This window comes from Pelomonas sp. Root405, from assembly GCF_001425165.1.
In the GTDB taxonomy this organism is placed as follows: Bacteria; Pseudomonadota; Gammaproteobacteria; order Burkholderiales; family Burkholderiaceae_C; genus Pelomonas.
The window spans coordinates 120,982-146,759 of record NZ_LMDU01000002.1; the positions used below are offsets into that span (position 1 = coordinate 120,982).

Annotated in this window: 14 protein-coding genes and 2 pseudogenes; 11 read left to right on the plus strand and 5 right to left on the minus strand. The window is 68.4% G+C overall.

The window, feature by feature from the left end; genetic code table 11:
- Positions 1-54 precede the first annotated feature (54 nt).
- Positions 55-3,846, plus strand: a complete 3,792-nt coding sequence (locus ASC81_RS07440) for a TonB-dependent receptor (RefSeq protein WP_156391878.1) — start codon at positions 55-57, stop codon at positions 3,844-3,846.
- Between the two features lie 19 nt (positions 3,847-3,865).
- Entirely contained in the window at positions 3,866-5,395 is a 1,530-nt protein-coding gene (locus ASC81_RS07445; RefSeq protein WP_056264699.1) for a tetratricopeptide repeat protein, read from the plus strand.
- Here the strand turns inward: ASC81_RS07445 and greB are convergent, their stop codons facing one another.
- A complete protein-coding gene (gene greB, locus ASC81_RS07450; RefSeq protein WP_056264702.1) occupies positions 5,396-5,965 on the minus strand; it encodes a transcription elongation factor GreB in 570 nt (189 codons plus the stop codon).
- 14 nt (positions 5,966-5,979) lie between these two features.
- Here greB and ASC81_RS07455 point away from each other — a divergent pair, with 14 nt between their 5' ends.
- The 9 genes from ASC81_RS07455 to ASC81_RS28165 all read left to right on the plus strand — a co-directional run bounded on the left by ASC81_RS07455 (position 5,980) and on the right by ASC81_RS28165 (position 20,115).
- On the plus strand, positions 5,980-7,014 hold the full coding sequence (locus ASC81_RS07455) for a CaiB/BaiF CoA-transferase family protein (RefSeq protein ID WP_056264705.1): 1,035 nt from the start codon (positions 5,980-5,982) through the stop codon (positions 7,012-7,014).
- Positions 7,015-7,182: 168 nt separating this feature from the next.
- Positions 7,183-7,956, plus strand: coding sequence for an SDR family oxidoreductase (locus ASC81_RS07460; RefSeq protein WP_056264707.1), 774 nt, complete (start codon positions 7,183-7,185; stop codon positions 7,954-7,956).
- 33 nt (positions 7,957-7,989) lie between these two features.
- Positions 7,990-8,844 (plus strand): ureidoglycolate lyase, encoded by an 855-nt coding sequence (locus ASC81_RS07465; protein ID WP_056264710.1) that lies wholly within the window; start codon positions 7,990-7,992, stop codon positions 8,842-8,844.
- A gap of 7 nt (positions 8,845-8,851) precedes the next feature.
- The gene (locus tag ASC81_RS07470; RefSeq protein WP_056264714.1) at positions 8,852-10,129 is read left to right on the plus strand and encodes an L-fuconate dehydratase; all 1,278 of its coding nucleotides are present in this window, start codon (positions 8,852-8,854) and stop codon (positions 10,127-10,129) included.
- A gap of 118 nt (positions 10,130-10,247) precedes the next feature.
- Positions 10,248-11,006, plus strand: a complete 759-nt coding sequence (locus ASC81_RS07475) for a PEP-CTERM sorting domain-containing protein (protein WP_056264717.1) — start codon at positions 10,248-10,250, stop codon at positions 11,004-11,006.
- Positions 11,007-11,136: 130 nt separating this feature from the next.
- Positions 11,137-13,986, plus strand: a complete 2,850-nt coding sequence (gene galA, locus ASC81_RS07480) for a beta-galactosidase GalA (RefSeq protein ID WP_056264718.1) — start codon at positions 11,137-11,139, stop codon at positions 13,984-13,986.
- Positions 13,983-16,688 carry a glycoside hydrolase family 2 gene (locus ASC81_RS07485; RefSeq protein ID WP_056264721.1) on the plus strand — a complete coding sequence of 902 codons (2,706 nt, stop codon included), beginning with the start codon at positions 13,983-13,985 and terminating at the stop codon, positions 16,686-16,688. The genes galA (ASC81_RS07480) and ASC81_RS07485 overlap by 4 nt, the downstream gene beginning before the upstream one ends.
- A gap of 12 nt (positions 16,689-16,700) precedes the next feature.
- The gene (locus ASC81_RS07490; protein ID WP_056264724.1) at positions 16,701-18,473 is read left to right on the plus strand and encodes a glycoside hydrolase family 9 protein; all 1,773 of its coding nucleotides are present in this window, start codon (positions 16,701-16,703) and stop codon (positions 18,471-18,473) included.
- 85 nt (positions 18,474-18,558) lie between these two features.
- Complete coding sequence (locus ASC81_RS28165) at positions 18,559-20,115, plus strand: methyl-accepting chemotaxis protein (protein WP_056264726.1); 1,557 nt, start codon at positions 18,559-18,561, stop codon at positions 20,113-20,115.
- 18 nt (positions 20,116-20,133) lie between these two features.
- Here the strand turns inward: ASC81_RS28165 and galA (ASC81_RS07500) are convergent, their stop codons facing one another.
- The 4 genes and pseudogenes from galA (ASC81_RS07500) to ASC81_RS27775 form a co-directional block, all read right to left on the minus strand.
- Complete coding sequence (gene galA, locus ASC81_RS07500; protein ID WP_056264728.1) at positions 20,134-22,992, minus strand: beta-galactosidase GalA; 2,859 nt, start codon at positions 22,990-22,992, stop codon at positions 20,134-20,136.
- A 73-nt stretch (positions 22,993-23,065) separates the two neighbouring features.
- The gene (locus tag ASC81_RS28245; protein WP_369820842.1) at positions 23,066-23,365 is read right to left on the minus strand and encodes a hypothetical protein; all 300 of its coding nucleotides are present in this window, start codon (positions 23,363-23,365) and stop codon (positions 23,066-23,068) included.
- Between the two features lie 136 nt (positions 23,366-23,501).
- Positions 23,502-24,668: pseudogene (locus ASC81_RS27770) on the minus strand (TIM-barrel domain-containing protein); the annotation flags it as partial.
- Between the two features lie 97 nt (positions 24,669-24,765).
- Positions 24,766-25,704 (minus strand): annotated as a pseudogene (locus ASC81_RS27775) (TIM-barrel domain-containing protein); the annotation flags it as partial.
- Positions 25,705-25,778 lie beyond the last annotated feature (74 nt).

A 25,778-nucleotide genomic window follows, 5' to 3' on the forward strand; every position in this document is an offset into this window, starting at 1 on the left:
CGCGCCGACCGACCCACAACAAGCCCGGACCCCCACCGGAGCGCGGAGAGAGACGTGAACAAGTTCAGCAAGCCTGCGGTGGTAACCGCTGTTTCGATGGCCCTGGCCCTGTGGAGCCAACAGGCTACCGCCCAGCAAGGCACGCCTGCCGCTCCCGAGGCCGCCAAGGCCGATGAAGCCAAGCCCGCGGCGCGCAAACCCACCGCCCCGGTGCAGGAACTCGAAACCGTGCTGGTCGTCGGCACGCGGCAGTCGCAGCAGTCGGCCAATGCGCGCAAGAAGAACGCCGCCACCGCCCAGGACTCCATCGTGGCCGAGGACGTCGGCGCTTTCCCCGACCGCAACATCGGCGAAGCCATCTCCCGCATCGCCGGCGTCGCGCTGGACCGCGGTGACTACGGCGAGGGCGTCACCGTCTCCATCCGCGGCAACAGCTCGGAACTGACCCGCGTGGAATTGGACGGCATGGGCGTGAGTTCCGGCGCCGGCACCAACCTGCTGGGCCGGGGCGCCGAAGGCGGCGACGGCCGCGGCACCGAGTTCCGCGAACTGCCGTCGGACCTCATCAAGAGCGTCGACGTCATCAAGGGCTCGACCGCGGCCATGACGGAAGGTTCGCTGGGCGGCGGCATCATCATCCAGACCCGCACCGGCCTGGACTTCGACAAGCCTTACTACATGATCAAGGCCGAGGCCACGCAGAGCGACCTCGTCAAGAAGACCACGCCTCGCTACAACGTGATCCTGGCCGACAAGTTCTTCGACAAGAAGCTGGGCGTGCTGTTCAACTGGAGCAAGGGACGCACGGTGAGCCAGAACCATGCGATCTCGCAGGGCGGCAGCAACAACAACCAGGGTTTGCTGCGTCTGGCCGACTTCGACAACTCGCCCGAGAAGACGTTTGCGTTCAACCCGAACACGCTGAACCAGTCCGACCCGACCGCGCTGGCGACGCTGCTGGCCTCGCCCAAGACGACCGCCGCCGGTGGCGGCTTCTTCAATGCCGCCACGCCGCTGGAAATTCTCACCAAGTCGGCCGCCGCCCAGACGAAGGAGGCCTGCTTCACCGCCTTCCCCAATCTGACACCCACGGAGATCGCCTCCATCCAGGCGGGCACGCGCAACGCGACCATCAATGCCGCGATCAACCAGCGCAACTCAGAGCAGATGACCTGCCTGAACCAGTGGAACGACTACCACATGTCCAACGCCGGTGGCATCCGCTACAACTTGAAGGGCCAGGATGACCGCCGCGACAACGCCGACATCCGCTTCGACTTCAAGGTCAACGACAAGCTGACCGTCTACACCAAGCTGGCCGCCGCCAAGCGCCATGTGGACGACACGGTGGGCTTCCTGGGCGTGGGCAGCACGCCACTGTTCAACTCCGCCGTCACCGACAACCTCACCACCGGCATCCGCACATTGACGCCAGGCGCCTCCGGCAGCACCCTGGCGAGCACCTATTCCTTTCCGCTGGCCACGGCCAACAACGGTGTGACGCGGCCGCTGATGTCCGGCGCGATGACCACCATCCTGCCGGGCTACACCGTCGATTCGGCGCACCATGTGACCAACTACTCGGTGGACGGCGGCAGCTACAACACCGACACCATCTTCAGCACGATCGACACCGACACGAAGACGCTGCTTGCCGGTGGCGAATACAACGATGGCCGGCTGAAGGCCCAGTTCATGGGGGGCTACGTCAAGTCCACCGCCACGCGCCACGACCGTCGCGCCTCGTTCGGCTACAACTACGGCATCGGCAACTTCGCCCTCCAGCCCAACGGCATCTGGGCCTTCACGCTGCCTGAGGGCAGCCAGAACGATCAGCTGAACTTCGCGAGGTACGCAACGCTGAACCCGGCCATCGCTGGCGCGGCGTTCAACGCTTCCGCGACCAATCCGGTGAGCGTGCCGGCCTACACGGCCGCTCAGATGCCGCGTTACACCAACAGCGCGCTGTTGAACGTCATCCGGTCCTTCGACAGCGAGAACTCCGAGAAGCAGGGCAAGCTCGACCTGTCCTACAACCTCCTCGACAAGGTGCCCTTCCTGACCGCGCTGAAGGGCGGCGTCCAGATGCGCCAGAACGCCAGCAACTTCTGGAACGGTGGCGGCGGCACCATCAAGGAGCCCGTGGGAACTTACGGCACGGCCGGCTTCGTGCCCGGCGTCTACATGCCGCAGGTCAACACGCGCTTCACCCTCGTCGGTTGCGAGAACACGCCCGGCTCCCTGGCCGCCGGCGGCAACCCGTGCGCGCCGTACGGCTACGTGCCCAGCAACCAGCTCAACCGCGGTATCGGCGGCGGCGTGGCGGGCACCACCACGCTGACCCGCGCGCAGTACGAAGAGATCATCCGCCAGACGATGACGCTGGCGCCGGCCAGCCAGTACTACGCCAACGCCAAGGACCGGCCCGAATCGCTGCTGAACGGCTGGAACCAGATCGACATCGACAAGCTCTTCAACCTGGCCGGTGTTCCGGTGCGCCTGGACTGCTTCCGCCAGTGCACGGCCACCGACGGCAAGGTCTACGACATGCCGGTCAGCAGCGCCAAGGAAACGGTGACGGCCGCCTACCTGATGACCGATTTCGAGGTCGACCGCGTGCCGTTCACGAACTGGTCCCTGCCTTTCGGCATGGAAATCGCCGGCAATTTCGGCGTGCGCGTCGTGAAGACGGACGTGGAAGGCACGGGCTACGTAACCATCCGCTCGAACCGCATCATCGCGGGCTCGTTCAACCCGGCAAATCCTTACGCCGCCGCGGGCCTGCAGGCCTACTCGCAGACCATGAACACGTCCATCAAGGACAGCACCACCGATGTGATGCCCTCGCTGAACCTGGCGCTGTGGCCCATCCCGGACAAGTTGGCGCTGCGCTACAGCGTCGGCAAGACCGTCGCACGCCCGCCGATCTCGAAGCTGCTGCCCGAAGGGACCTGCAACACGTATGAGTTCGCCACGGGAACCACGGAAGATGACGGCTCGGAAACTGACCAGGGTTGCGGCCGTTTCGGCAACCCGGCTCTCAAGCCCCAGACCAACGTCAACCACAACCTGTCGCTGGAATGGTTCCCCAACCGCGACACGCTGTTCTCGGCCGCTGTCTACAAGCAGCGCGGCCTGATCGGCGCGCCGACGCTGATCGCATCGCGCAACGACGTCAGGCTGTTCAAGGACAGCGCCGCCCTGGACCCCTTCACCGGAAAGCCGCTGGCCGAGTCGGAGTTCTCGCACACCACCTGGGACAACCAGCCAGCCGCCACCCGCAGGGGCTTCGAGGTCGGCATGAAGACCGCGTTCTCCTTCCTGCCCTGGGTTCTGCGCTACACGGGCCTCGACGCCAACTTCACCAAGGCCAAGTCCACCCAGGGCCAGCCGGTGCTGGACCTGATCAGCGGCGACGTGATGCCGGTCGCGGGCGAGCCCAAGCACTCGTGGAATGCCTCGCTGTGGTACGACGACGGCGGCTTCCAGGCGCGCGTGGCGATGCAGGTGGTGGCCAAGCGCTACCTGGGTTTCACGCCGGGCGCGAGCAACAGCGCCATCGCCGTCAACAACTACCCATCTGTCGGCACCATTAACTGGCGCCTGCCTTACAACCCGGGCGCGCCGATCTTTGCTCCGCGCACGGCCTTCGTCGATGCCAAGGTCTCCTACAAGTTCAAGAACGGCCTGGAGATCTTTGCCGACGCGCGCAACCTGACCGGTGAGCGCGGGCAGTCGAACACGGGCGGCTACCAGGACTACGCAGACGGCATCCCGAACATCTACAGCGACAACTACAACGGCCGCCGCTACACGATCGGCTTCACGCTGCGCAGCCCGCGCTAATAAGAAAAAGGGAGACAAGATGACCGGCACGCACCGCCCAATCCTTCAACTGAATTGGGCGGCACGCGCCGTCCTCGCCCTGGCCCTCGCTTCGCCGGCTGCGCGCGCGCAGCAGGCCGACGCCGCCAAGCCGGCAGCCACGCCGAACACGCTGAACGCGGTCAAGGTCACCGGCCAGCGCAACGGCGGGGTCGATTCATCGATCATCACCGCCGCCAAGGACAAGATCCTGGGCCGCAACTTCGCCTCGTCCTGCGGCTTCCTGAGCGGCTACTCGGCCGCCGAGGATGACGTGACCCTGGCCTATATGCGCGACATGGGGATGATGGACAGCCCGTCCAACGAGGCCGAGCGCTTCAGCGACCTCAGCCCCGATGGCAACGCCAAGACGGGCACCCACCGCAGCCCCCTGGACCCCAGCACCGCCGACCCCAACGACATCAGTGGCACGTCCCCCGCCGTCGCCTGCGGCGGCGCGGACCGCCGGTTCTCTGCCAGCCGCAACTGGATCGCCCGCAAGGACAAGTCGCTGCTGCAGGCCTTCGAAGCCTATGAGGCCGGCAACTACACCGAAGCCCGCGCCAAGTTCGAGGAAGGTTGGAACAAGCTCGGCTACGAGGAGGCGGCCATGATGCTGGGCCGCATCCAGCTGCTCGGCCTGGGCACGCCGGCCAACACACCCCGGGCCATCGAATGGCTGCGCAAGGTGCTGGATGCGCGCTACGACCCGGTCGGCGACCGATTGCGCTTTGACCCGAGCAAGCCCGACCAGATCAACACCCGCGTCGAGGCCGCGCTGCTGCTGGCCCGCATCCACCTGACCGGCCAGGGCACCAAGCGCGATCCCGCCGAGGCCTACAAGTGGTGGCGCAAGGCACTGGACTACGGCTTCGAGCCCGCCGGCACGCTGCTGGCCCAGGCTCATCTGAGCGGCATCGGCACCCAAGCCGACGTCAAGCCCGCGCTGGCCTATCTGCAGGCCGCCGCTGAGGCGGGCGACGCGACGGCGTTTTACATGCTGGGCCAGCTTTACCAGCACCAGCTGCCCAAGCAGCCGGCCGGCGTGCCGCTGGACCTGCAGCGCGCCGGCGCCTACTACGGCGCTGCCGCCAAGGCCGGGCATCTGGAAGCCACCTTCGCCGCGGCGCGCATGCTGGATCTGGGCGAAGGCGTGCCCGCCGCGCCGGAGCGCGCCGTCGTGCTCTACAAGGACGCCGCGCTCAAAGGCCATGCCGATGCGCAGAACGCGTTGGCGACCTTTTTCTACAGCGGCGAGGTGGTGCCGCAGAACCTGGCCACGGCGCGCCAACTCTTCCAGGCTGCGGCCCGCGGCCGCCAGCCGGATGCCATGTTCAACCTCGCCGTCATGCTGGCCCAGGGCCAGGGCGGCGACAAGGACATGGCCGCCGCCTACGCCTGGTGCGCACTGGCCAAGGGCCAGGGCCACGCGCAGGCTGCCACCGCCCTGCCCGCCATCGCCGCCAAGCTCAGCCCGGATGAGAAGGCCCGCGCCGAGGCCATGCTCAAGCCCACGGCCAGGAAGTCCTGATCAGGCAGCCTGGGGCGGCGGGTAGGCCACCTCGACCACCTCGATCTTCTCGACACCCACCGGCGTTACCAGATTGAGTTCGTCGCCAACGCGCGCCTTCAGCAGCGTGCGGGCGATGGGCGACACCCAGCTGACCTCGCCGGCCAGGCTGTCGGCCTCGTCGATGCCGATGATGGTGATGGTCTTTTCGTCGCCGCGGGCGGTGGCATAGGTCACCGTCGCGCCGAAGAAGACCTGCTCGCTGCCATGGTGCACGCTCGGGTCGACAACCTCGGCGATGTCCAGCCGCTTGGTCAGGAAGCGCAGCCGGCGGTCGATCTCGCGCAGCCGCTTCTTGCCGTAGAGGTAGTCGCCGTTCTCCGAGCGGTCGCCGTTCTTGGCCGCCCAGGACACCGTCTCCACCATCTTGGGCCGCTCGACGTCGATGAGCTGCATGAACTCGGCGCGCAGCCGGGCATAGCCGGCCGGCGTCATGTAGTTGCGCGTGCCCGCCGGCAGGGCCGGCAGCGCCGGGCCGTCGCCATCGTCGTCTTCGGCCGCGTCGGATTCCTTGGTGAACGCCTTGCTCATGCCAACATTGTCCGATGCAAGCCCACTCTCCCACCGGCCCGCTGGCCGGCCTGCGTATCGTCGAAATGGATGGCATCGGCCCCTGCCCGCTGGCCGGCATGTTGCTGGCCGACCATGGCGCGGAGGTCATCGTCATCGAACGCCCCGGCGGCCAGGTGTTGGACACGGGCACCGCGCTGGGCCGGGGCAAACGGCGTGTCTGCATTGACCTGAAGCGCCCAGAGGGTCTGGCCGAAGCGCGCGCGCTGATCGAAGCGGCCGACGCCTTGATCGAAGGCTTCCGCCCCGGCGTCATGGAGCGCCTGTGCCTCGGCCCCGAGTCCTTTGAAGCCCGCCACCCTCGCCTTGTCTACGGCCGCGTGACCGGTTGGGGCCAGACTGGCCCGCTGGCCCAGGCGGCCGGCCACGACATCAACTACGTCGCGCTGACCTGCGTGCTGTCGGTCGCCAGCCGTGCGGGCGTGGCGCCCAGCATCCCGGCCACGCTCATCGGCGACATGGGCGGCGGCGCGATGTTCCTCGCTTTCGGGCTGATGGCTGCGTTGTGGGAGGCGCAGCGCAGCGGCCGCGGCCAGGTCGTCGATGCCGCCATGGTGGACGGCGTCGGCCTGCTGTCCAGCCTGCTGCACGCCATGCGCGCGGCGGGGCGCAGGGACGACGCACCGGCGCAGAACTTCTTCCTGCACAGCTCGCCCTTCTACGACTGCTTCGAATGCGCCGATGGACGCTTCGTGTCACTGGGCGCGCTGGAGCCGCAGTTCTATGCCGAACTGCTGCAGCGCCTCGGCCTGGACGACGTCGACGCCGGCAACCAGCACGACCACCAGCAATGGCCAGCGCTGCGCGAACGCGTCGCCGCACGCCTGCGCGAGAAGACACGTGATGAGTGGACGGCGCTGCTGGAGGGCACGAATGTCTGCTTTGCGCCCGTGCTCAGCTTGGCGGAGGCGCCGCTGCATCCGCAGGCCCAGGCGCGCGGCAGCTTCGTCAAGAGCGCCGACGGCCATTGGCAGCCCGCCGCAGCGCCACGGTTTTCACGGGGCGGCTGAAGCAGCGCGACAAATCAGCCTGCGGACGCGAAGACTGAATTTAATGAAACGCTAATTCGGTAAGGCCAAACACCTAGTGATCGGCCTATTTAACTGAAATCTCAGACTTTCCTCTGCTGGCGGCACTACACTGGTCAGACCTCTTTGCCAGTTTGACCCCTACATCTCATGTCTGCATTTGCCAGCCTGGCCGGTCATCGCGTCTTGATCACCGCCGCGGCCAGCGGCATCGGGCGCGCCAGCGCCCTCGCCTGCCTGGGCGCCGGCGCTGACGTCATTGCCACCGACATTGATGCCGACGGCCTGCGCACGCTTGAGCATGAAGCCGGCAGCGCCGCACGCCTGCGCACGGCGCGGCTGGACGTTCGGGACAGCGTGGCCGTCAACGCGCTCGCGACCGAGCTGCCCCCGCTGCACGGCCTGTTCAACTGCGCCGGCTTCGTGCACCACGGCAGCGTGCTGGACTGCGACGAGGCGGCCTGGGACTTCAGCATGGACCTCAACGTGAAGAGCATGCTGCGCACGCTGCGCGCCTTCCTGCCCGGCATGCTGGACCAGGCACAGCGCATGGGCGGCAGCGCCTCGGTGCTCAACATGGCGTCCATGGCCTCGTCGGTGAAGGGCTTTCCGAACCGCTTCGCCTATGGCACGACCAAGGCTGCCGTCATCGGCCTGAGCAAGGCCGTGGCGGCCGATTACGTCAAGCAGGGGCTGCGCTGCAATGCGCTGTGCCCCGGTACGGTCGACACCCCGTCGCTGCGCGGCCGCATCGCCGCTGCCGCCGACCCGGTGCAGGCCGAGAAGGACTTCATCGCCCGCCAGCCGATGGGCCGGCTGGCGACGGTGGACGACATCGCGCCGCTCGTCGTCTTCCTGCTCAGCGACGCCTCGCGTTTTATCACCGGCCAGGCGATCAGCGTGGACGGTGGCGTCACCATCTGACATCACCCCAGCCTTCAACCAGAACCACTGCCCATGAAACTCCTCCGCTACGGCCCCGCGGGCCAGGAACGCCCCGGCCTGCTCGACAACGACGGCCGCGTGCGCGACCTCTCTGCCCATGTCGACGACGTGGCCGGCCACACGCTGACGCCCGAAGGCCTTGCCAAGCTGCGCGGCATCGACCCGGGCACGCTACCGCTGGTGGACGGCACCCCGCAGCAGGACCTTCGCCTGGGGCCCTGCGTCGGCCGCGTCGGCAAGTTCATCTGCATCGGCCTGAACTACGCCGACCATGCCGCCGAGTCCGGCCTGCCGGTGCCGACCGAGCCGGTCGTCTTCGCCAAGTGGACCAGCGCCATCTGCGGCCCCGACGACGACGTGCAGATCCCGCGCGGCTCGGTCAAGACCGACTGGGAAGTAGAGCTGGGCGTCGTCATCGGCCAGGGCGGCGCCTACATCGAGGAAGCCGATGCGATGAAGCACGTGGCCGGCTACTGCGTCGTCAACGACGTGTCCGAGCGCGAATGGCAGCTGGAGCGCGGCACGCAGTGGGACAAGGGCAAGGGCTGCGACACCTTCGGCCCCATCGGCCCCTGGCTGGTCACGGCGGACGAGGTGGCCGACCCGCAGCAGCTCGGCCTCTGGCTGGAAGTCGACGGCAAGCGCTTCCAGAACGGCAACACGCGCACGATGGTGTTCAACGTGGCGCAGATCGTCAGCTACCTCAGCAAGTTCATGAGCCTGCAACCCGGCGACGTCATCTCAACCGGCACGCCGCCCGGCGTCGGCCTGGGCCAGAAGCCGCCGCTTTACCTGAAGCCCGGCCAGACGATGCGCCTGGGCATCGAGGGCCTGGGCGTCCAGACGCAAAAGACCGTTGCCGCCTGACTGAGCCATGACACGCATCACCAGCCTGCGCACGGTCGACGTGCGCTTTCCCACGTCCCAGCACCTCGACGGCTCGGACGCGATGAACCCCGACCCCGACTACTCGGCCGCCTACGTCATCCTGGAGACCGACCAGCCGGGATTGGAAGGCCACGGCCTGACCTTCACCATCGGCCGTGGCAACGACATCTGCTGCAAGGCCATCGAGTCCATGCGCCACCTGGTCGTCGGCCTGGAGCTGAGCTGGATCGCCGCCGACATGGGCCGCTTCTGGCGCCATGTCACATCGGACAGCCAGCTGCGCTGGATCGGCCCGGACAAGGGCGCCATCCACCTGGCGACCGGCGCCGTCGTCAACGCCGTGTGGGACCTGTGGGCCAAGGCCGAGGGCAAGCCGGTGTGGCAGCTGGTGGCCGACATGACCCCGGCGGAGCTGGTGCGCTGCATCGACTTCCGCTACATCACCGACTGCATCACGCCGGATGAAGCACTCGCGTTGCTGACCCGTGCCGCCGAAGGCAAGGCCGAGCGCCTGGCCACGCTCAAGCGCGAAGGCTACCCCTGCTACACGACCTCCGCCGGCTGGCTGGGCTACCCCGACGACAAGCTGCGCCGCCTGTGCCAGGAGGCCGTCGACGCGGGCTTCAACCACGTCAAGCTGAAGGTCGGCCGTGACCGCGAGGACGACATCCGCCGGCTGCGCATTGCCCGCGAGGTGCTGGGGCCCGACCGCAAGCTGATGATCGATGCCAACCAGGTCTGGGACGTGCCCGTCGCCATCGACTGGCTGAAAGACCTGGCCTTCGCGAAGCCCTGGTTCATCGAGGAGCCGACCAGCCCCGACGACGTCGAAGGCCACCGCGCCATCCGGGAAGCTGTTCAGCCCATGCAGGTCGCCACCGGCGAGATGTGCCAGAACCGCATCATCTTCAAGCAGTTCATGATGCGCGGCGCCATCGACGTGGTGCAGATCGACAGCTGCCGGCTGGGCGGCGTCAACGAGATCCTGGCCGTCATGCTGATGGCCGCCAAGCTGGGCCTGCCCGTCTGCCCGCACGCCGGCGGCGTGGGACTGTGCGAGTACGTGCAGCACCTGTCGATGATCGACTACCTGTGCATCGCCGGCACGCGCGAGGGCCGGGTCATCGAGTACGTCGACCACCTGCACGAGCACTTCGTCGACCCGTGTGTGGTGCGTGGTGCAGCCTATATGCCGCCGACCGCGCCGGGTTTCTCGATCACGATGAAAGCCGAGTCGCTGGCGCAGTACCGCCACGAGGCCTGAGATTTCTGGTCGTCGTCCATCCGGTAGGTGTTTTTACTGGTAAGACCGAAAGTGGTTGTTCGCGATACTGGTAAGACCAAATATCGCAAGCTCAACGCGTGCAACCACCGGAGACGACATGCTCAACAAGACCAAGCTCACACTGGGTGCGGCCCTCATCGCCGCTTCGCAACTGGCTGCCGCTGACGTGGCCGAGGTCAAGATTTCAAACCTGACCCTGTCCGTCCAGAACGGCGGATGGTGGGCCTACATCCCGTTCGAGGTGGACTGGACGAGCCCTACCGCCGGCACCTCGGCGGCGCTGGTCAATCCCAGTTTTGCCGACTCAGCTGGCGGCTGGCATGGCTATGCCCTGACCAGTTCCGCCATGGACGGCGCCCACATCGCGCAGGCGCAACTGACAGCCAAGACCCCCCAGACCGACATCAACGGCGTGGGCGCCTCAGCCAAGGTTGACGTGAACGGTGGCCAGGCGGGCTGGGCATTCGCCAAGGTTTTTGACGGCCAGATCCTGGTCAGCGGCAACGCCACCGTGACCGTCAGCTTCACGCTGGACAGCCTCCTCGCGACCGGCAACCAGGCCCAGGCCAACGCCACCATCGAGTTCTGCAGCACCGACTTCGTCACCGACACCTGCGAGGCTGCAAATTACGCGGAAGCCTTTGTCGACGCCACGTCGCCCGCCTACACCGGTCCTTCCATCCTGACGGCGAGCTGGACCAACCTCAGCAACGACAACACCTGGGCCAAGATGCGCATCGGCCTGACCGCGTCCGCCGACTCGCTCGCCACCCCCGTGCCCGAGCCCACCACCACCGCCCTGTGGCTGGCTGGCCTGGCCGGCATCGGCGCCATCGCGCGGCGCCGCAAGATCTAACACATCGTTCCGACGGTCCGCAGCCGCCGCCCACGGGGCGCTGAACGGGCCGGCGCAGTCGCGCGGCTTCGCAAGAGGCCGCGCGACTTGGTCTTTTTGCAAATCGAATCGACAAAGAAGGTGTTCGTCCATGGCCCGCGCCGCATCCCTCCTGTTTCACTGGCTGAACGCCTTGCTGCTGCTGACGCTCACGCTGTCGGTCAACACGGCCCACGCCGCCGGTCACGAGCGCCTGTCGCTGGACGCCGGCTGGCTCTTCCATGCCGGTGACGTCAAGACGCCACCGATCAAGGGCCATGGCGCCAGCTACCACCAGGCTAAGGCCGGCGGCGCGGCCGGGGCCGCCTCGCCAGAGTTCGACGACTCCGGCTGGCGCCGGCTGGACCTGCCGCATGACTGGGCCATCGAGAACCCGCTGGACCGCAACGAGAACGCGTCGCAGGGCTACCGCGCCCGCGGCTTCGGCTGGTACCGTCGCTATCTGCAATTGCCCGAGTCCGACCGCGGCCGGCACATCGAGCTGCAGTTCGACGGCATCGCCACGCACAGCACCGTCTGGGTCAACGGCATCGCCGTCAACCGCAACTTCTCCGGCTACAACGGCCGCGCCATCGACATCACGCCCTATGTGCGCTACGGCGAGGACGTGAACAGCATCGCCGTGCGTGTCGACGCCGAGGCCCAGGAGGGCTGGTGGTACGAAGGCGCCGGCATCTACCGCCACGCCTGGCTGGTCAAGCGCGACAGCCTGCACATTGCCACCGACGGCCTGCACGCCAACCCCGTGCAGCGCAACGGCCGCTGGCTGCTGCCGGTGGAGGTGCAGGTGCAGAACACCGGCGAGGCGCTGCGTGACGCGGTCGTCGAGCTGCGCGTGACCGGCCCGGACGGCGCGGCCGTCGCTCAAGGGTCGACGCGGGTGCGCGTGGGCGCCCTCGACAACGCGACGGCCAGGCTGGAGCTGGCCGTGCCGGCGCCCAAGCTGTGGTCGCCGAGTTCGCCCCATCTCTACCAGGTCAAGGCGACGCTGCGCCAGGCTGGCAACGGCCCGGTGCGCGAGCTCGACGCCACCAGCCTGAAGACGGGTTTCCGCACGCTGCGCTTCGATGCCGACAAGGGCTTCTTCCTGAACGGCGAGGCGATGAAGCTGCAAGGCGTCTGCATCCACCAGGACCATGCCGGTGTCGGCGTCGCCGTGCCCACCGCCATCTGGGAATTCCGCCTGCGCCGCCTGAAGGAAATGGGCGTCAACGCGGTGCGCTTCGCGCACAACGCCGTCGCACCCGAGGTCATGGACCTGACCGACCGCCTCGGCCTGCTGGTCATGAACGAGAACCGCAATTTCAACGCCAGCCCCGACTACATCGCCCAGCTGGAATGGCTGGTGCGGCGCGACCGCAACCGGCCCAGCGTCTTCCTGTGGTCGATGTTCAACGAGGAGCCGCTGCAAGGCAGCGAACAGGGCCGCGAGATCGCCCGCCGCATGGTGGCCGCGGTCAAGAAGCTGGACCCGACGCGCCCGGTCACCGGCGGCATGCACGACGGCATCTTTGCGGAGCGCAATGCGTCGCAGGTGATGGACGTCGTGGGCATCAACTACCAGGTCGGGGGCTATGACCGCTACCACCGCGAGAACCCGAAGCGCGCCGTGAGCAGCACCGAGGACACCGCCGCCTACATGACGCGAGGCGAATGGAAGAGCGACCGCAAGGCGCAGGTGCTGGGCAGCTACGACGACGAGCCCTCGTCGTGGGGCCAGACCCACCGCGAAGGCTGGCGCCGGATCGCCGAGCGCCCCTTCATCGCTGGCGCCTTCGTCTGGAGCGGCTTCGACTATCACGGCGAGCCCACGCCCTTCGAATGGCCGAGCGCCAGCACCTTCTTCGGCGCCATCGACCTCTGCGGCTTCCCCAAGGCAGCCTTCTACATCCGCCAGGCGCACTGGGTGAAGGACCGCACCGTGATCAAGGTGCTGCCGCACTGGAACTGGGCCGGCAGCGAAGGCAAGCCGGTGAAGGTGATGGTGGCCAGCAACGCGCCGCGCGTGCGCCTGCTGCTGAACGGCCAGGCCGTCGGCGAGCGTGATGTGGACCGCTACGACATGGTCAGCTTCGACGTGCCGTTCGCACCCGGCAAGCTGGAGGCCGTGGCGCTGGACGGCACGCGTGAACTCGGCCGCGACGCGGTGGAGACCAGCGGCGAGCCGGCACGCCTCGTGCTCACGCCGGACCGCAAGGCGCTGGCCGGCGACGGCCGCGATGCGCTGCCGGTGACGGTCAGCGCCGTCGACGCGCAAGGCCGCCCGGTGCCGACGACGAACCTGCACGTCAAGTTCGAGGTCAGTGGCGCCGGCAGCCTGATCGGTGTCGGCAACGGCGACCCGAACTCGCACGAGTCCTCCAAGGCGCCGGAGCGCGCGCTGTTCAACGGCCTGGCCCAGGTCATCCTGCAAAGCCGCCGCGACGGCCAAGGACCGCTGACGCTGCGCGCCAGTGCGCCGGGTGTTCAAGCCGCCGAGCTGGTGCTGGACGTGCAGGCCGCCGCCCAAGTGCCGGCCCTCGCCGCCGCCGAGGCCGTCAACCGCGTCAGCGGCTGGCGCATCTCGCCGCCGCAGGCCGAGCGGCCCGACCCGAACCAGGTGCTGGCCGAGACGGACATGAACAGCTGGGGCTGGGGTGACACGCCCATCAAGCAGGTCGCCGAGGCCAACGCCTGGCGCGCCTACCGCGCCTCCATGCGCCTGCGCGCCGACCGCAACGACGGCCGCGGCCGGCTGGTGTTCGGCGAGATCACCGGCCAAGCCGAGATCTGGGTCGACGGCGTCAAGATCGGCGAGAAGATGTCGCCCGCCGCCGCGCCGCTGAGCGTGCCCCTGGCCGCCGGCGCCGGCTGGCGCACGCTGACCGTGCTGGTACGCGCCCAGCCCGGCCAACCCTCGGGCCTGACCGGCCGCGTCTGGATGGAGGCTGCCCCGCGATGAATTGGCTCGACACCTTGCGCAACGCCGCCCTGGCCCTGCTGCTGACCACCGTCGGCGCGGCGCAGGCTGCCCGCACCGTCACGCCGCTGGACGGCCACTGGCAGTTCACGCGCAGCGACGTGCCCGGTGCCGCCGAGCCCGCCTTCGACGACTCGGCCTGGGCCGCCGTGACGCTGCCGCACACCTGGAACGTGCCCGACGGCGAGACCGGCGGCACCGCCTACCGCGGCCCGGGCTGGTACCGGCGCGTGCTCGACATCAAGCCCGGCGCGGCGCAGCGCCGCTTCCTGGAGTTCGACGGCGCAACGCTGGCCGCCGACGTCTGGGTCAACGGTCGCCACGCCGGCCGCCACGAAGGTGGCTATGCGCGCTTCCGGCTTGACATCACCACGCACCTGCAGCCCGGCCGCAACCTGCTGGCCGTGCGCGTGGACAACAGCAAGCTGCCGCATGTCGCGCCGCTGGGCGGCGACTTCACCGTCTTCGGCGGGCTGATCCGGCCAGTGCGCCTCGTCGAGACGCCCGCCACCCACATCGAGCTGCTGGACCATGGCGGCCCCGGGCTGCGCTTCGACATCGACAAGCTGGACAACACGAGTACGAGGCTGAAGGTGCAGGTGCAGTTGCGCAACGACGGCGCGCAACCTGCCCAGCGCCAGCTGCGCCTGACGCTGCGCGATGCCCAGGGCCGCAGCGTCGCCCAGCAGGTGCGCCAGCTGCGCCTGCCCGCCGGCGCAGCCGAGACGGTCACCCACCTGTTGACACTGACGAAGCCGCGTCTGTGGCAAGGCCTCAAAGACCCCTATCTATACCGCCTCAGCGCCGAGCTGCTGGATGGCCGCGAGGTGGCCGATGCGGTGCAGGTGCCGGCGGGCCTGCGCCAGTTCGGCGTCGACCCGCAGCGCGGCTTCCTGCTCAACGGCAAGCCCTACCCGCTGTACGGCGTCAACTACTTCCACGCCGGCCGACCGGGGCGCGGCGTCGCCGTGGGCCCGGCAGAGATCGACGAGGACCTGCGCATCCTGATGGACATGGGCCTGACCGGCCTGCGCCTGGTGCACTACCAGCATCCGCCCCACATCTACGAGCGCGCGGACGAGCTGGGCCTGGTGCTGTGGACCGAGATCCCGCTGAACTCGGCGATGGAGGAAACGCCGGCCTTCCGCGACAACCTGTATGCCCAGCTGCGCGAGCTGGTGCGGCAGAACCACCACCATGCGTCGGTGGCCGTCTGGGGCATCGGCAACGAGGTCTACCGCGCCGACGAACCCATTCGCGCACTGCTCGCCGACCTGCATGCGCTGGCCAAGAAGGAAGACCCCGCGCGCCTGACCAGCTACGCCCACTGCTGCGCGCCGGACGACCACCCGATGGCGCTGGTGGCCGACCTGGCCTCCTACAACCGCTACTGGGGCTGGTACGACGGCCAGTTCAAGGACATCGGCCCCTGGGCCGACAAGCTGCACGCCAAGCTGCCGGGCAAGCCCATCGGCCTGGGCGAGTACGGCGCCGGCGCCAGCGCCATCCAGCAGGAAGACCCGCCGCGCCGCCCCGAGCCCGGCGGCCGCTGGCACCCGGAGCAGTACCAGGCGCTGTTCCACGAAACCTATGCCGCCGAGATCGCCAAGCGGCCCTTCATGTGGGGCACATTCATCTGGCTGGGCTTCGACCATGCCGCCTCCAACCGCCACGAGGGCGACACCACCGGCCGCAACGACAAGGGCCTGGTCAACTACGACCGCAGCAGGCTCAAGGACGCCTACCACCTGATGCGCGCCTGGTGGCAACCCAAACCCGTGCTGCACCTCACCAGCAAGCGCCTGGCCAACCGGCCGGCCGGCAAGGTGGACATCAAGGCCTACAGCAATGCCCGCAAGGCGACGTTGGAACTCAACGGCAAGACGGTAGGCACGGTCGACGTGATCGACCGCATCGCCGTCTGGCCGCAGGTCGACCTGGCTGCAGGCCGCGCCAGCCTGAAGGTCAGCGACGACCGTGGCAGCAGCGACAGCGTCGAGTGGCAGATCGACGGCTGCAGCGCCGATGCGCTGGGCACCCAGCGCGTGCTGCAACTGCCGCGCGAAGGCGCTGCCTACGGCGCCCCGCACGCGCGGCTGCCGCTGGGCCCCAAGGAGTTCGTGCTGACCTTTGACGACGGTCCCAAACCCGGCACCACCGAGCGCGTGCTGCAGGCACTGAAGGCCGAGTGCGCCAAGGCCACGTTCTTCGTGAATGGCGAGCCGCTGTACCAGCATGTCGAGCTGGCCCAGCGCGTGAAGTCGGCGGGCCACACCGTGGCCATGCACGGACACAAGCATTCGGCCTTCGGCACGCTGCCGGCCAAGGAGCAGCTGGCCGACCTGGAGAACATGCAGAAGGCTTACCGCTACGTCATCGGCGGCGAGCCGGCGGCCTGGCGCTTCCCCTTCCTGGCCGAAACCCCGGAGCTGCGCGAGGCGCTGGCCAAGCAGAAGGTGACGGTGCTGTCGGCCGATGTCGGCATCGAGGACTGGGTGCAGGGCCAGACGCCCGAAGCCATGGCCGACCGCCTGCTGAAGGGCCTGCGCGAGAAGGGTGGCGGCATCGTGCTGCTGCACGACGTGCAGGACCAGACCGCCGCCGCGCTGCCGCTGATGTTGCGCCGGCTCCAACAGGACGGCTGGCGCCTCGTGCATCTGCAATGGCCCGAGTCCACCCGCTAACGATCCAACTCCATGCCCAACCCGTTGATGACCCATTTCGCGCTGCTGCCCTTGCTGCTGGCGCTGCAATCCTGCAGCCAAGCACCTGTGGCGACCGCGCCCGCCCTGCCCGCCGCCAAACCGGCACCCGCCGCGCCGGACACCGGCCCCATCCAGCTCAACCAGGTCGGCTACCTGCCGGGCGGCAGCAAATGGGCCGCGCTGCCCGACGTGGCGGCGGACAGTTTTGCCGTGATCGATGCGGCCACCGGCCGCGAGGTCTGGCGCGGCGCGCTGGCCCCGGCCCAGCGCTGGGAGCCGGCGCAGGAGGCCGTGCGCCTGGCCAACTTCTCGGCCTGGCGTCAGCCCGGCCGCTACCGGCTGCAGGTCGACGGCCTGCCGTCGTCTGCGCCATTCGACATCGCGCCCGACGCCTATGTCGCGCTGAACGCCGCTGCGCTGAAGTTCTTCTACTTCAACCGCGCCGGCATCGCGCTGGACGCGGCCCACGCCGGCGTCTGGGCACGGCCTGCGGGCCACCCGGATGACCGCGTCCTCGTGCACGCCTCGGCCGCCGGCCCGGGCCGGCCCGAGGGCACGGTGATCTCTGCGCCCAAGGGCTGGTACGACGCCGGCGACTACAACAAGTACATCGTCAACAGCGGCATCACCGTCTACACGTTGCTGGCTGCGTGGGAGCATTTCCCCGAGACCTTCCGCACCCAGAAGCTCAACATCCCCGAGAGCGGCAACGCCGTCCCCGACATCCTCGACGAGGCGCTGTGGAACCTGGAGTGGATGCTGGACATGCAGGACCCCGCCGATGGCGGCGTCTATCACAAGCTCACCGACAAGGGCTTCGACGGCATCGTCATGCCGCACCAGGCCAGGAACGACCGCTTCGTCGTCATGAAGGCCACCGCGGCGACGCTCGACTTCGCCGCCGTCATGGCCCAGGCCGCCCGCGTGTTCGCACCCTTCGAGGCGCAGCGCCCGGGGCTGTCGGCGCGCTTCCTGGCAGCGTCCAAGCGCGCCTGGGACTGGGCCCAGGCTCACCCCGCCGTCCTCTACAAGCAGCCCGCCGACATCCACACCGGTGGCTATGACGACAAGCAGGTGTCCGACGAATTCGCCTGGGCCGCGGCCGAGCTGTTCGTCACGACCCGCGACCAGCGCTACTGGCAGACTTTTCGCAAGATCGCCCCGCCCATCGAGGTGCCGGGCTGGCCCAACGTCGGCGCGCTGGCCTGGACCACGCTGGCCCAGCACCGCGACCGGCTCGCCGCAGCCGATCGCGCCTGGGTGCAGACGCAGGTCGTCACGCTGGCCGGCAGCTACGCCGCGCGCTGGGAGGCCTCGCCCTACCGCGTGGCCATGCAGACCGTGGACTTCCACTGGGGCAGCAATGCGGTCGCGCTGAACCAGGCGCTGATGCTGATCCAAGGCTACCGGCTGGATGGCGAGCGCCGCAAACTGGACGCCGCGCAGGCCGCGCTGGACCTGGTGCTGGGCCGCCACCCCACCGGCTACGCCATGGTGACCGGCTTCGGCACGCGCTCGCCGCTGCACCCCCACCACCGGCCGTCCGGCGCCATGCCGCAGCATCCCCCGGTGCCCGGCATGATCATGGGCGGCGCGAACCCGAGCAACGGCGACGACTGCAAGATGCCCTACCCGTCCAAGGCGCCGGCCAAGTTCTTCCAGGACGACTTCTGCAGCTACACCACGAACGAGATCGCGATCAATTGGAACGCGCCCCTGGTGTACGTCACCGCCGCACTGAGCGCATTGACCCCCGCGCCTTAAGGGCATAGAACGGCGCACGGCCGCGCGCGTTCAACAGGTTGTTGATGACAGGCGCCGGGACCACTTGAACACACCGGAGACTCTCATGAACGCCATCGCAAACCTGAAGATCGGTGTGCGCCTGACCATCGGCTTCGCGGCGGTCATCTCGCTGCTGATCATGCTTGCCGCGATCGGCGTGACCAAGATCAGTGCCATCAGTGCCGACACGGAAATCATCCTGCACGACCGCTTCGCCAAGGTGGAGCTGGCGCAGACGGTGGAGAACGAAGTCAACAAGCAGCTTCGCGCGCTGAGCACGGCGCTGATCGCCACCGACGCCGCCCTGGCGGAGAAGGAACTGGCGAAGCTGGAAGCCTCGCTGCCCGTCGTGGCGAATGCCATCGACAAGCTGACGGCCAGCGTGCGCGAAGGCCCCGGCCTGGCAGCGCTCAAGGAAGTGGTGGAAAGCGGCGCCAGGTTCAAGGCGAAGGAGCAGCAGCTGATCGCCTCCATCAAGGGCGGCAGGGCCGAGGAGGCGCGCGCGTTGCTGATCTCCGACGTCCTGCCGCTCCAGAGCGCCTACCTGATGGCCATCGAGAGCTTCGCGAAGTCGCAGGCCGACAGCATGGAGGAGTTCGGCACCGACGCTGCCGAGCTGGGCAGCGGCGCCAAGCTGCTGATGGAGGTGCTGTCGCTGATCGCCGTGCTGCTGGCCATCGTGATCGCCTTTTTACTGAAGCGCTCGATCACCTTGCCGATTGCCGACGCGTTGCGCATCGCCGAGACCGTGGCGGCTGGCGACCTGACCTCCCGCTTCACGGTGAACAGTCGCGATGAGACGGGGCAGCTGCTGACCGCGCTCGGGTCCATGAACGAGAGCCTCGTCCGCATCGTGCATCAGGTCCGGCTGAGCAGTGACTCCATCGCCACCGGCTCCCACCAGATCGCCAGCGGCGGCGTTGACCTGTCGCAGCGCACCGAAGAGCAGGCCTCTAGCCTGCAGGAGACCGCGTCGGCAATGGAAGAGGTCACGACGACGGTCCAGCGCAGCGCCGAGTCGGCACGCAACGCCCGGACATTGGCGGCATCCGCCAGCGCAGTCGCCACCAAGGGCGGCGCCGTCGTGGCTGAGGTCGTCGCGACGATGAAGGACATCAGCGCCAGTTCACACCGGATCGCCGACATCACCGGCGTCATCGACGGCATCGCCTTCCAGACCAACATCCTGGCGCTGAATGCCGCCGTCGAGGCGGCCCGCGCCGGCGAACAGGGGCGCGGCTTCGCGGTCGTCGCAGGTGAAGTCCGCACGCTGGCGCAGCGCGCCGCGACGGCAGCCCGCGAGATCAAGGTGCTGATCGCGGAAAGCGTGGGCCGTGTCGAAACCGGATCACGCCTGGTCGCCGGTGCCGGGATGACGATGGACGAGCTGGTGCAGCAGGTTCAGCAGGTGGCCGCGCTGATCGCGGAGATCAGCACGGCCACCGAGCAGCAGAGCCTTGGCCTGGGCGAGGTGAGCAAGGCGGTGAACCAACTCGACCAGGTGACCCAGCAGAACGCGGCGCTTGTCGAGGAATCGGCGGCTGCGGCAGGCAGCCTCAGCCACCAGGCCAAGCGCCTGACCGAGCTGGTCGGCGCGTTCAAGCTGAACGACCAGCCCTGATCGAAGCGACGACCCCGCTCAGTCGAGGTCGATCACCAGGTCCGCTGCGTTCAGACCGTCGCCGGTGGCGCGCAGCGTGGCGCGGCCGGGGCTGCCGGTGGACTGCAGGATGACCTGCGCATGTCCGTTGAAGACGCTGCGCTGCCACGGCGCGGCGGCCGTGGTGGTGCGCAGCGTGAGCCAGCGCCGGCCGCCTTGCGCGTCGTCAAACAGTTTGCGTGTGCCGCCGGCCGGCGTGGCGAAGACGAGGGTCAGCGTGTTGCTGTCGCTCAAGTGCGCTGGGTCGAGGTCGATCACGCCCATGCTGTCCTCGCGGCGCGGCGTCATTGCCTTGCCGTTCAGGTAGACCTGCTGGCCGGGCGTGATGTCGCCGACGAACAGCGCCGCGCGGCCCGACGCCGCAGCCGGGCGCGCAAAGCTGGCCTGCACGACGTTCCAGGCGCCGTCGGCCGGCTGCTTGTCGGCAGGCAGCCAGGCGAAGGGGTCGCGCCAGGCGGCACTGCCTGTGTCGGTCAGCAGTGCCGCAGCGTCTTCCGGTTTGGCTACAGCCTTCTGGCGCCAGCCGTTGACGGCGGCGTAGCGGTGGAACTCGGCCGGCTTGTCGGCCTCGTGCGAGCCGGGGTCGCCATTGCCCATGCCGATCAGCCGCGCCGGGCCCGAGGCCTCGAAGCCGATGCGGTGGCCGGCCGTGGGCACGACGCGGCCCTCGCGGTCGACCACGCTGATGCGCACCACTGCCACATCGTCGCCATCGGCGCGGATGCGCGTACGGTCGGCCGTCAGCCGCACCGCGCTGCCATTGCCCGTGGTGGCCACGGTCTCAGTGGCGACCAGCTTGCCGGCCTGGTAGCCACGCGCCACCAGGCTGCCCGGCGCATAGGGCACGCGCCATTGCAGGTGGGCGTAGCGCGCCAGCGGCTTGCGGCCCAGGGACTGGCCGTTCAGCAGCAGCTCGACCTCGTCGGTGTTGGCGTAGACGCGCACGTCGATGGGCTGGCCGTCGCGGCCGGGCCAGTTCCAGTGCGGCAGCAGATGCACGGTGGGCGCGGTGGTCCAGGCCGTCCGCAGGTAGTGGCCGCTGTCCTTGAGCAGGCCGGTCGTGTCCATCATGCCGAACTGCGAGGAGACGGCCGGCCAGCCGAAGGGCGTGGTCTCGCCGCGGTAGTCGAAGCCGGTCCAGAAGAACACGCCGGCGATGAAGGGGCGCTCGGCGTTGTAGCGCCAGGCCTCTTCGATGGACGCGGTCGACGCGCCGCCGGAGCGCTTGTCGTAGGCGGCGATGTGCACGCGCGCCGGGTCGTCGGTGTAGACGCCGCGCGTGGCGTAGGTCAGGCCTTCCTCGGTGACAACCGTTGCCCGCTCGGGAAAGCGCTTGTGCATCGCATCGATGTCGTGCTGGGCCTTGTAGTTGAAGCCGAGCACTTCCGAGCCGACCGCGGTGCCTTCAGGGCCACCGGAGCTGGAGGCCGCCAGCGTGACCGGCCGCGTCGGGTCCATGCGCCTGACGACCGCCTGCATCTCACGCGCCAGACGCGTGCCGACGGCGCTGTTCTCGATGGCCCATTCCTCATTGCCGACCGACCACAGGATGATGGACGGGTGGTTGCGGCCGCGGCGCACCAGGCGCTCCATCTCGTCGCGGATCTGCGGCGCGGTGCCCATCATGCGGTGCTCGTCGATGACGAGGATGCCCAGGCGGTCGCAGGCGTCCAGCAGTTCGGGCGTGGCCGGGTGATGGGCCGAGCGGATGGCGTTCACGCCCATCACCTTGAGCATCTTCAACCGCGCCTCGTGCATGCCGTCGGACAGCGCCACGCCGATGCCGGCATGGTCCTGGTGGTTGTTGACGCCGTGCAGCTTGACGTGGCGGCCGTTGAGGAAGAAGCCGGCGTTGGCGTCGAAGCGGATCGTGCGGATGCCGAAGGGCGTGTCGTAGCTGTCGACCACGCGGCCGGCTTGCCTGACGTGCGTCGTCAGCTTGTAGAGCTGCGGTGTTTCCAGCGACCACAGCTGCGGCGCCGTCACGCGGAGCGTCGCGGCCACGTCGATGCTGGTGTCCACGCCCACGCGCCGGGCCGGCACGCTGGCGCGTGCGACGACGCGGCCAGCGGGGTCGCGCAGCTCATGCTCCAGGCTGAAGGAGGTGGCGGCCTTGCCTTCGTTGCGCACGGTGGTGTCGACGGCCACATCGGCGACGTTGCCCTTGACCGCGGCGCGCACGAAGGTGCCCCAGTGGCCGACGCGCAGCGGCTCGGTCTGGGTCAGCCAGACATGGCGGTAGATGCCCGCGCCTTCATACCACCAGCCTTCCTGCGTGGTGGCGTCCACGCGCATGGCAACGACGTTGCGGCCGCCGTAGTTCAGGTAGTCGCTGATGTCGACGCGAAAGCTCGAATACCCGCTGGCCTCGCGGTGCAGGTAGTGGCCGTTGACCCAGACCACGCTGTCGCGGAAGACGCCGTCGAACTCCAGCGCGATGCGCTTGCCCTGGGCGGCGGCGGGGATGTTGAGTTCGCGCCGGTACCAGCCGACGCTGTTCTCCGGGAAGGCCCGGCCGATGGCCTTGGAACCATGCGCCGAACTGCCGCGCGCGTCGAAGGGCAGCTCCACCGCCCAGTCGTGCGGCAGGTGCAGGCGGCGCCAGGTGCGGTCGTCGAAGTCGGCGCCCGCAGGGCCGTCGCCAAAGCCGGCCTTGGCGAAGAAGAAGGCCCGCGTGCTGTGGCTGAAGTCCTGCGCCGGGTCTTGCGCGTGGCCCAGTGCAAAGCGCCAGCCGTCGTCGATGCGCGTGCGCTGGCGCGCGCCGTCGGCAGACGCAGGGCCGCCAGCGATGGCGAGCACCCATATCAAGAACCAGGTAAAGCGGAAAAGTCTCGTCATGGCGGCGGTTGAAACGTCCTTGTGATCAATGCTGGGATGCCGACCAACGCGGCATCCCTAAGCTCCGTGGGCCTCAGTCGCCCCAGCGCAGCTCACGCCCTTGGCCCAGCACCGGACTGCGCTGGCCGTCCACGTCCAGTGCCCAGTCGCGCAACGCGCCTTCGGTGACCTCGGCCGTGTACTGCCCACCGCTGCGGCTGACCCTGCCGCGTGCCGCGACGCTGCCGTCCGGCCCCACGACCGTGAAGCCCGCGCTCTGGCCGTCGGCCAGCTCGAACACGCGCAGCACCGTGCCGCTGGCGTAGTCGTAGTCCGGCTTCTCGGTCTCGGCGCCCCAGGGGATGACGCTGCCCGGTGCGGCATAGAGCGGCATGCTGAGGAAGCCATGCGTCTCCTTGTGCCAGCGCCCACCCGGCTTCTTCTCGCCGCTGAGCAGGTGGGTCCACGTCCCTTCGGGCAAGTAGAAGTCCACCTCCCCGCTCTCCGTGAACACTCTTGTGCCAGCGCCCACCCGGCTTCTTCTCGCCGCTGAGCAGGTGGGTCCACGTCCCTTCGGGCAAGTAGAAGTCCACCTCCCCGCTCTCCGTGAACACGGGTGCCACCAGCAGGCTTTCGCCGAGCTGGTACTGCCGGTCCAGCGGCGCGCAGGCTGGGTCCTGCGGATGCTCGATGAGCATCGCGCGCATCAGCGGCACGCCCGTCTCGGTCGCCTCGTGAGCCTTGGCGTAGAGATAGGGCATGAGCTGGTGCTTGAGCTGCGTGAAGGTGCGCAGCACGTCGCAGCTTTCTTCGTCCACGAGCCATGGCACCCGGTAGCTGCTGCTGCCGTGCAGGCGGCTGTGCGAGGACATCAGGCCGAACTGGATCCAGCGCTTGTAGACGGCCGGCGGCGGGTTGCCTTCGAAGCCGCCGTGCGTGAAGGTGCGCAGCACGTCGCAGCTTTCTTCGTCCACGAGCCATGGCACCCGGTAGCTGCTGCTGCCGTGCAGGCGGCTGTGCGAGGACATCAGGCCGAACTGGATCCAGCGCTTGTAGACGGCCGGCGGCGGGTTGCCTTCGAAGCCGCCGATGTCGTGGCTCCAGAAGGCGAAGCCGCAGGACGTGAGCGACAGGCCGCCTCTCAGGCTCTCAGCCATGGACTCGAAGGTGCTCCAGCAGTCGCCGCCCCAGTGCACGGGGAAGCGCTGGCCGGAGGCGTAGGTGGAGCGGGCGAAGACGATGGCGTCCTTGCCCTGCACTTCTTGCAGCAGTTCGAAGACGGCTTCGTTGTATTGCAGCGCGTAGAGGTTGTGCATCTCGACGGGGTCGGAGCCGTCGAAGTAGGTCACGCCTTCGCTCGGGATGCGCTCGCCGAAGTCGGTCTTGAAGCAGTCAGCGCCTTGCGCGATGAGGCGACGCAGGTGGCTCTGGTACCAGGTCTTGGCGGCGGGGTTCGTGAAGTCCACGATGGCCATGCCGGGCTGCCACTGGTCGGTCTGGAAGGTCAGGCCGTTGGTTCGCTTGATGAAGTAGCCGTTCTTCACGCCTTCGGCGAACAGCGGCGACTTCTGCGCCACATACGGGTTGATCCACAAGCTGATCTTCAGGCCCTTGTCGTGCAGCCGCTGGAGCATGGCCTCGGGCTCSGGGAAGCCGCGCGGGTCCCAGGCGAAGTCGCACCACTGGAACTCGCGCATCCAGAAGCAGTCGAAGTGGAAGACGGCCAGCGGCAGGTCGCGGCGCGCCCGGGAAGCCGCGCGGGTCCCAGGCGAAGTCGCACCACTGGAACTCGCGCATCCAGAAGCAGTCGAAGTGGAAGACGGCCAGCGGCAGGTCGCGGCGCGCCATCTCGTCGATGAAGTGGGTGGCGGTGGCTTCGTCGTATTGCGTGGTGAACGAGGTCGTCATCCACAGGCCGAAGCTCCAGGCCGGCGGCAGCGGGGCGCGGCCTGTCAGCGCTGTCAGCCGGGTCAGGACGGCCTTGGGGTCGGGGCCGGCGATGACGCAGTAGTCCAGGCTCTCGCCTTCGCGGCTGAACTGCACGCGGGCGACTTTCTCGGAGCCGACTTCGAAGGACACCGGGCCGGCTTCGTTGACGAGCACGCCGTAGCCGCGGTTGGTCAGGTAGAAGGGGACGTTCTTGTAGGCCTGCTCGCAGGCGGTGCCGCCGTCCTTGTTGATGTTCTCGACGATCTGGCCGTTCTTGACCCAGGGCGTGAAGCGCTCGCCCAGGCCGTAGACGTTCTCGCCGACGGCCAGCGACAGTTGGTCGTGGACGTGGTTGCGGACCTGGCCGTCCTTGCCGGACCACTGGATGTAGCCCAGGCCGCGCCAGTCGCTCTTGGTCAGGATGCGGTCGCCTTCGCGGAAGGTCAGGCTCCAGCCGTCGCCCCTTTTGACATCGACGGAGATGGGGCCGGAGGTGAGGGTGGCTTTTGCTTCGCCGTTCTCGATCTGCACGGGGCACTTGCCGGCGCCGGGCATGGGGATGTGCAGGCGCGGCGCGCTGGAGGCGCTGTAGTGCTCGACGCTGACGCGGATGACGCCGGGCAGCGGCGAGCTCAGCGTCACGGTCAGCGTGGGGCCTTGCAGCGTGTCGCCACGGTGCTTGATGGGGCGCGTCGTGGCAAGCACGACGAGGCGGTCTTCGTGGGCTTCAACCGCGTAGGCCTCGGCCGCGTAGTGCGCGGCGACGCCCGGTTGAAGCATCCACTGTCCGTCAGTGAACTTCATGGTGGGTGGGGGTCCTGGTTGTCTCGGGTGGGCCGGCAGCGGTGCCGGTCTCGTCAATCTGTTGTGGTTCGATT